The 7,799-nt window shown below is 64.9% G+C and carries 8 protein-coding genes; 2 read left to right on the top strand and 6 right to left on the bottom strand.

The window, feature by feature from the left end:
* Positions 1–10 precede the first annotated feature (10 nt).
* From BMI01S_RS08610 to BMI01S_RS08620, 3 genes are read right to left on the bottom strand one after another with little or no spacing between them, the layout of a single operon-like run.
* Positions 11–1,051 carry a substrate-binding domain-containing protein gene (locus BMI01S_RS08610; protein WP_036045170.1) on the bottom strand — a complete coding sequence of 347 codons (1,041 nt, stop codon included), beginning with the start codon at positions 1,049–1,051 and terminating at the stop codon, positions 11–13.
* A gap of 26 nt (positions 1,052–1,077) precedes the next feature.
* Positions 1,078–2,070, bottom strand: coding sequence for an ABC transporter permease (locus BMI01S_RS08615; protein ID WP_208460972.1), 993 nt, complete (start codon positions 2,068–2,070; stop codon positions 1,078–1,080).
* A complete protein-coding gene (locus BMI01S_RS08620; protein ID WP_028231251.1) occupies positions 2,067–3,548 on the bottom strand; it encodes a sugar ABC transporter ATP-binding protein in 1,482 nt (493 codons plus the stop codon). The genes BMI01S_RS08615 and BMI01S_RS08620 overlap by 4 nt, the downstream gene beginning before the upstream one ends.
* Positions 3,549–3,812: 264 nt before the next feature.
* Here BMI01S_RS08620 and rpiB point away from each other — a divergent pair, with 264 nt between their 5' ends.
* Positions 3,813–4,307, top strand: a complete 495-nt coding sequence (rpiB, locus tag BMI01S_RS08625; RefSeq protein WP_042288912.1) for a ribose 5-phosphate isomerase B — start codon at positions 3,813–3,815, stop codon at positions 4,305–4,307.
* Between the two features lie 32 nt (positions 4,308–4,339).
* Positions 4,340–5,317, top strand: coding sequence for a sugar-binding transcriptional regulator (locus tag BMI01S_RS08630; RefSeq protein ID WP_036018742.1), 978 nt, complete (start codon positions 4,340–4,342; stop codon positions 5,315–5,317).
* Between the two features lie 536 nt (positions 5,318–5,853).
* Here BMI01S_RS08630 and BMI01S_RS08640 read toward each other — a convergent pair.
* The 3 genes from BMI01S_RS08640 to BMI01S_RS38860 all read right to left on the bottom strand — a co-directional run.
* On the bottom strand, positions 5,854–7,101 hold the full coding sequence (locus BMI01S_RS08640; RefSeq protein ID WP_028231249.1) for a type II toxin-antitoxin system HipA family toxin: 1,248 nt from the start codon (positions 7,099–7,101) through the stop codon (positions 5,854–5,856).
* Complete coding sequence (locus BMI01S_RS08645; protein ID WP_244145231.1) at positions 7,094–7,378, bottom strand: helix-turn-helix domain-containing protein; 285 nt, start codon at positions 7,376–7,378, stop codon at positions 7,094–7,096. Before BMI01S_RS08645 ends, BMI01S_RS08640 begins: the two co-directional genes overlap by 8 nt.
* Before the next feature lie 207 nt (positions 7,379–7,585).
* A partial coding sequence (locus tag BMI01S_RS38860; RefSeq protein ID WP_169745485.1) for a potassium channel family protein occupies positions 7,586–7,799 on the bottom strand: 214 nt, incomplete at its 5' end.

A 7,799-nucleotide genomic window follows, 5' to 3' on the forward strand; every position in this document is an offset into this window, starting at 1 on the left:
CGCTCCTTGATCAGCCACCCGTCACCTGGCGGTACAACTGGTCGGCATTCGCCGGCGTCACGGGCACCCACGGCAGGATGTAACGCTTCGCCGTGCCGTCGTCCCACCTCAGATCCTTCGCGTAGCGCTGCCAGATCACCGACTGCGGCTTGTAGCCCGGCCCGACCAGTTGCCGCAGCACGAGGTCGAGCGCGCCCTGTGATTGCGCCTGCGCGTCCTGCAGGAAGGTCGTGAGTTCGCCCTTCTTCGCGGCCTGGATCGCGTCGGGCATGCCGTCAATCGACGTGACCGGAATGTCCCTCGGCGCGAGGCCCCGGTTCCTGATCGCCTGCAGCGCGCCGAGCGCCATGTCGTCGTTCTGCGCGATGACACCGTTGATCTCCTTCGGATGGGCATTGAGCCAGTCCTCCATCAGGTTCATCGCTTCGGCGCGCGACCAGTTGGCGGTTTTCTTTTCGATGACCTTGATACCGGGATACTTCGCGAGGACCTCGATCTCGCCCTTCTCGCGATCGATCTGCGCCGACTGACCGATCGGCCCCTGGATGATCACGATGCTGCCCTTGCCGCCGAGCTGCTTCGCCAGCGCTTCGGCCTGCAGACGGCCGCCCTCTACATCGTCGTTGCCGATGTACGGCACGTTCGGCGTGGCCAGCATCGTGTTGGACGCGATCAGCGGCGTATCCGACGAAGCCGCGCGCTTCGCGACGCCGATCCCGGCCCGGGTATCGATCGGCACGAACAGGATGCCGCGGTATTGTTGCGTGAGCATCGTTTCGATCTGGTTGTTCTGCGTCAGCGCGTCATAGTTGCCGTCGAACACGGTCAGCTGCACCGTGCCGTTCTTCACGGCCGGATGCGCCTTGATTTCGCGCACCCAGTTCTGCATGAACTGCCCCTTCATGCCGTAGACCGCCGCGCCGACGCGATACTGCGTGCCGGCCGCTTGCGCCGCGCCGCCCGCGGCCGTGACGGCGAGTGCGGCGGCGAGTGCGGCGGTCGCGGCGATCCTGCCAAGCCATGTCTTGCCCGACTTCTTGTCCGACTTCATGGGTATCTCCTCCCGGTTGGAACGGATTAGCGTTGCTGCTTGCGGGCCACGTCGATGAGGACGGCGAGGACGATGATCAGCCCCTTCGCAATCTGCTGGTAATAAGAGGACACGCCCAGCAGGTTCAGCCCGTTGTTGATGACGCCGATCAGCAGCGCGCCGAACAGCGTGCCGACCACGCCGCCCTGGCCGCCGGACAGGCTGGTGCCGCCGATCACCACGGCCGCGATCGCGTCCAGTTCGTAGGACACGCCCGCCTGAGGCAGCGCGGAGGTGGTGCGCGCGGCGAGGATCATGCCGGCGAGACTCGCGAGCGCGCCGGACAGCACGTACACCGAGCCCACCACCTTGCGCACCCCGATGCCGGAGGTGCGCGCGCTCTTCTCGTTGCCGCCGACCGCGTAGAGATAACGGCCGTACGTCGTGGAGCGCAGCAGCCACCAGAACACGAGCGCCACCGCCGCGAAAATCAGCACCGGCATGGCAAGCGGGCCCAGCTTGCCGATGCCGAGCGCGAGGTAGTCGTCCGGCAGGTTGGCGACGGGACTGCCGTCGTTGACGATGTAGGTGACGCCGCGCGCGATGCTCAGCATGCCGAGCGTCGCCACGAACGGCGGTACCCGGAAGCGGGCGATCGCGACGCCGTTGAGCGCGCCGAGCGCCGCGCCGCATGCGATGCCCGTCACGAGGACGACGACGAGGTTGTGCCCCGCCGCCGCGACGAGGCCGCTGACGATCCCGGCGAGCGCGAGCACCGAGCCCACCGACAGGTCGATGCCCTTGGTCAGGATCACGCAGGTCATGCCGATCGCGAGGATGCCGTTGATCGAGGTCTGCCGCAGAATGTCGCCCCAGTTGCGCCAGGTGAAGAAGTACGGACTCGCGAAGGCCAGCGCGACGCACAGCGCGACGAAGACGAGCGGAAGGCCGAAGCGGCTCGCGAGTTCGGACACCGGCACGCGGCTCGCTGCGGCGTCGGCGGGATGGGAAAGGGTCTGGGTAGGCATGGGCAGGTTCATGACGCGAGATGGAGCAGGGTTTCCTGGGTCACGCCGCCAGCCGGGCACACGGCGGCCACGCGGCCACCCCGGAAAACGGCGATACGGTCGCTGACGAGCAGCAGCTCAGGCGCTTCGGACGACACGACGATCACCGCGCCGCCGTTGCGCGCAAACGTATCGAGCAACTGGTAGATGGCCTGCTTCGCGCCTTCGTCGACGCCGCGCGTCGGCTCGTCGCATAGCAGAAGCACGGGGCCGGTCGACAGGCATCGGGCCAGCACGACCTTCTGCTGGTTGCCGCCGCTCATTGCCGAGACCGGCATGCGCAGCGACGCGGCCTTGATCGCCAGCCGTTCGACCATCGCCTGCGCGAGCCGCCGCACCGGCGCGCGCCGGATCACACCGGCGCGCGCGAGACGCCGGTACGCGGACAGTGCGATGTTCTCCTGCACACTGCCGGAGAGCACCAGTCCGGAGTCCTTACGATCCTCGGTGACGAGCGAGACGCCCGCACGGATCGTCCGCGCGGGATCGCCCTGGGGCAGCGGTTCGCCGTTGAGCGTGAGCGTGCCGGCATCGGGCCGCGTCAATCCGTAGATGCAGTTCAGGAATTCGCTGCGCCCTGATCCCATCAGCCCGTAGATGCCGAGAATTTCACCGCGGCGCACGTCCAGCCCGATGTCCTCGAATTCGCCGGCGCGCGTCAAGCCGCGCGCGGACAGACACACCGCGCCATCGGCCGGGCGACGGTCGCGGTCGACGGCGGCCAGCTCCCGTCCGACGATCGTGCGCACCAGGTGCGCGCGATCGATGTCGGCCATCCGGCCGCTTTCGACGTAGGCCCCGTCGCGAAACACGGTGTAGTCGTCGGCGATGTCGAATAGTTCGCTCAGGCGGTGCGACACATAGATGATGCCGGTTCCCTGCGCCGTGACCTGGCGGATCGCCGTGAAAAGCGTCTCCGTTTCGCGCTCGCCGATCGCCGACGTGGGCTCGTCCATGATGATCACCCTGCAGTCATGGCTGAATGCCTTCGCGATCTCGACCAGTTGCGTTTGCGCGAGGCTCAGGCGCTGCATCGGCACGCCCGCGTCGATCGCGAAGCCGAGCCGGTCGAGCAGGGCCTGCGCCCGACGCCGCAGCGCGCGCCGATCGACGATCACGCCCGCCACGGTCGGCTCGCGGCCGAGATACAGGTTTTCGGCGACGGTCATGCCCGGCACCGGCGACAGCTCCTGCGTAATGATCGCCAGCCGGTGCGCAATCGCCTCCGCGGGCGAGGCGAAATCCACTTCCCGGCCATTCAGCCGGATGACGCCCTCATCGCGGCGCAGCAGCCCCATCAGGATGTTCAGAAACGTCGATTTGCCCGTACCGTTGCCGCCGCACAGCGCGTGTACGCGGCCCGCCGCCAAGGTCAGGCGTCCGTCGCGCAACGCGCTCACGCCGTTGAACCGTTTGGCTACCTGGGTTGCTTCGAGCAGAACAGAAGTCACAGGGCATCCTTGACGATCATTTGTTCATCAATGAAATTTTGATACTTCAGAGCAAATGGTAGATATCGCTAAATGGCGTCGTCAACTATGGATGAACCCTGGTGAACGCGTCCTTTCTCCGCTCCACCGGACCAGCAAGGCAACCCATCTCCTATCAAACTGGTGAGCAAATGCTCGGCATTTGACAAATGCTCATTTCTGATGGTTATAATGCGCGCACCGGGACACGCGCGCTTCGCGGCGCGACTCAGGGAGATCATCACCATGAAAGTAGCGATCGGCTGCGATGAAGCAGCCTATGCGCTGAAGGAGTCGATCAAGCGGCATCTGCGCGACACGCATCCGCAGGTCGAACTGGTCGATTTCGGCACCCACCACGCCGAACAGTCGGTGCTCTACCCGGATATCGCCATTGCGGTCGCCCAGCGCGTCGCCGCGGGCGACTTTGCACGCGCGATCCTGCTGTGCGGCACCGGCATCGGCGTGGCGATCTCCGCCAACAAGGTGCCGGGTATCCGCGCGGCGCAGTGCCACGACACGTACTCCGCCGAGCGCGCGCGGCGCAGCAACGACGCACAGATCATCACCATGGGCGCGCGCGTGATCGGCAGCGAGCTGGCCAACAGCATCGTCGACGCCTGGCTTAAGGCAGAATTCGACGGCGGCCGCTCCCAACCCAAGGTGCAGCGCATCGCCGACTACGAGCGCCGGGGCGGCACGCCCGCCGGCCTCCCGAATGACGTAACGCTCAAGAGGTGACCGTCGCGATGCTTGCCACCATCGATAACGCCATGACCAACGACGAACTCACGCAACTGTCGACCTGCTACTACATCGACGGGATGACCCAGGAAGAACTCGCCCGAAAGTTCGCCATCTCGCGCCCGAAAGTGGGACGTCTGCTCAGGCGCGCCGTCGAGGAAGGCATCGTCGAGATCCGGGTGCGCCATCATCCGCGCGCGGTACAGGATCTCGAACAGGAACTGATCGCCCGCTTCGGCATCCAGCGCGCCATCATCTCGGTCGATCACAAAGATCAGGACAGCCAGCGGGAACTGCTGGCGGGGCTCGTCGCGAGTTACCTCGACCGCGCGCTGACGGACGGCACGATCGTCGCGGTCGGCATGGGGCGCAACGTCAGCGCCGTGTCGCGCCACGCGGTGTCGACGACGCCGCGCAACTGCTCGTTCGTCTCCGCGATCGGCGGCTCGTATCGCGGCGGAGAAACGATGAACGCCGACCACATCTGCCGCCGGCTCGCCGCGCGCTTTGGCGGCGACAGCGAAACGCTCTACGCGCCGGCGCTCGTCAACGATCCACAGCTTTTCGCCGCCCTGCTGGAAAACGATGTCGTGCGGCAGTCGCTCGACAAAGCGCGACGCGCGACGGTGGCGCTGGTGGGCATTGGCGACATTCTCGAGGACAGCAACATGCTGCGCCTCGGCTGGTTCACGCCCGAGGAAATGGCCGAGGCCAAGCGCGCGGGCGCGGTCGGCGACATCATGGGCTACGACTTCATCGACATCCATGGCCGCCCCGCGACTACGCTGCTGCGCGGTCGGGTGATCGGCCTGACGCTCGACGATCTGAAGCGCATCCCCAACGTCATCGCGACCGCGAGCGAGCCCACCAAGGCCACCGGCATTCTCGGCGCGCTGCGCGCGGGCGTGATCAATACGCTCGCCACCACGCAGTCGATTGCGCAGATGGTCCTGAGCCTCGCTCAAGCCACGGACACGTCGCCGGCTGGCGCTGGCCACGGCTCATGATCCGGCTCATGATCCGGAACTGGACCTTGCGGACACCGTATTTCCATGCCGTCGTTCGCGGCACAGCAGACGAATCGGGCGGCGATGATGATGCGTGAGCTGGCGGAAGTGAAGCCCGTCGTTCACACAGGGCTCGACGTCCGCACCCGGAAGAACGCGGGCATGCGCCTGAAGCATTCAATGGTCTGGCGCCAGTCTCAACGGACAAGGCGGACTCGCCAAAAGCAAAAAGCCCGCGTCGGCTCATGATGCCGAACGCGGGTTTTTGCATCGCCAGCAGGCTGACGGGAGGACATCGCTCCCACTCGATCGTCGATCCAGTGGCCGGGCCTTACGGCCGGCGTCCCCACCTGTTCACGCTGCGTCGATACCGGATGTCATGCCCAGCAGCTGACGGCCGTTGTTGGGCCGCACTGGAGGATCGATGTTCGATTCGCCGGAAAAATCGCCGACATGTTTGCGTCTCGGGGCTGTTCGTGAGCGCGATACCGTTGCCGATACCGTCAAGGCTTGTTTGGACGCGGTCCTCGATACCGTCACAACTGTAATGCGGCGCACAGGTCATCGTGCTCGAAGGCGCTTGCCATCCGTACGATCTCTGCGCGCCTGCAACCAACTTCCTCCGCAACCGATTGCCATGTCCTGGTCACGTCGGCCACAGCCCGGATCGTGGCCCGAGCCTGTTTCAGCGACAAACCAAAGAACTCCGCGGCACTTTCCAGCAGGCCGACTGAACAGGTTGCCTCGTCGAGATCGATATTGGTCGTCAGGATGCGCGCCTTGAGATCGGTTGGCGTGGGGTTGAGGTCATAGGCCGGCGACAATATCCAGCCGTCGCGCCCCGTCCACAGAAAACCGTGATTGCGCAGATGGTCATCGACATTGGAGACCAGCACATTGAAGGTCACGCGGCGATACAACTGTGCGGCATCGGCCCGCGCCTTCGCACCGTGTTGTGTCAGTGCATCAACCAACTCGGGATAACTGCCGCGCTGACCGTCCCGCGATTCCGTCATTGACATGGCCGAGAGAAAGGGGATGCGAATGCTCCCCGCGCGATCGAACCGACGCGATAGCAGCACGGCCTTGCCCGCTACCTCGAGCAATTCGTGATGCGGGGTGGAGATACCGGCGCGTTCGGCCAATCGCAGGGCGATTTCCTCCCACGTTTCGATGCTGTAGTCGTCGGTTTCCTTCGGGAATTTGGCAATCGACAAATGGCCGTATTGATCGATGACTGAAGCCTTGGGACGCGCGCCACCCAGTGACGACCCTGGCGCAAAGATCAGTTGCAAATCCTCATCGGTTTCCTCGTCGCGCAAGATGCGTTCAGTGATCTGGAGCAGCCGCCCCAGTTCGATTAGAGCCGGAACACCGGCGGGCACGGGCGACTGGAATTCTTCTTCTCCGCTCCAGCGGAATCGCAGCGCGCCCTGGCGCGTTTCATCGGCTACGCCCAGCAGATAGTCAAGTTCGCCGAGCGTACGGACGCGCCGCCCTTCCCGTTCGGCGTGTCGACGCTCCGCACGCTGCATGAGACGACGCCCCCAGGTGTCCGGCGCCGAATCGCCGATCGAGCCAAAAATGGGTTGGCCAGCCGGCGGCGGGAAGAGACCTCGCGTCAACGCCAGCGCTGGCTCGATCGAGAAGCGCTCGTCGGCGGCTAGCCAGGCCTCGTCATATTCGAAGGTGACCGTTTCTTCCCGGCGCGACGCATGGCGCCTGAGCAGCCCCGCCGGCCGCGGCGAGCCATCGACATCGATATAAACCTCGACATCAGCCATGATCGCCCTTGCCTTTGCCACGCGGCAACCGGACGCGCTGAGGCAACGCTGCGGTAGCCAACGACTGCCCCACCGTATCGTGGGCAACGTCGGCAACGTCCTGAAGTCCGCCTAAAAGGCCGAGCGCCAGTAGCACGGCTGCATAGATGCCGATGCTCACACCCGGATCTCCAGCCTCGACGCGCTGCAAAGTCGCTCTCGACGTGAAAGCTCGATCGGCCACCACCGCCATGGTCAACCGGCGGCGGCGACGCGCATCGTGAATATCGGCACCCAATTTTCGCAGCGCCCGCCGGACGCCGGCAGAAGGAGCGTGAGGGGTTGGCATTTTGCAATCTTCGTAAGTCGCTGTGATAGTTAATGTATCACGAAGATAACATTTCCCTCGGCCGAACTAACCGAACGGTTCCATGCCCCCCGGGTACAGCAGGAGATGATGAGTCGCGGCCGCCGTTGTCGGCCCGATGAGATGCGGGATCAGCGGTCAGTTCTTGTCTGTTCCGGAACTGCCGCCTGCCAGGTGCAATGACACAAGTCGCGCGAGCACAATAGCCGGATAAAGCTGGCCAATGAGCCCCTCGAGATTCGCAAGCGATCTCGCCTGCCGCGCGACGGGCACGATGTCGCCATACCCTGCCGTAGTCAACGTGACGAAGCTGAAATATATCCAGGTCGAGGAGTTCTCCGGGCCCGGGCTG

It is taken from the genome of Paraburkholderia mimosarum LMG 23256 = NBRC 106338 (assembly GCF_000739815.1).
GTDB classification, from domain to species: Bacteria; Pseudomonadota; Gammaproteobacteria; order Burkholderiales; family Burkholderiaceae; genus Paraburkholderia; species Paraburkholderia mimosarum.

Bases quoted from the DNA above. Each gene is read 5' to 3' on its own strand.
- BMI01S_RS08610 (WP_036045170.1), bottom strand. From the start codon at position 1,051: ATGAAGTCGGACAAGAAGTCGGGCAAGACATGGCTTGGCAGGATCGCC.
- BMI01S_RS08615 (WP_208460972.1), bottom strand. From the start codon at position 2,070: ATGAACCTGCCCATGCCTACCCAGACCCTTTCCCATCCCGCCGACGCC.
- rpiB (WP_042288912.1), top strand. From the start codon at position 3,813: ATGAAAGTAGCGATCGGCTGCGATGAAGCAGCCTATGCGCTGAAGGAG.
- BMI01S_RS08630 (WP_036018742.1), top strand. From the start codon at position 4,340: ATGACCAACGACGAACTCACGCAACTGTCGACCTGCTACTACATCGAC.
- BMI01S_RS08640 (WP_028231249.1), bottom strand. From the start codon at position 7,101: ATGGCTGATGTCGAGGTTTATATCGATGTCGATGGCTCGCCGCGGCCG.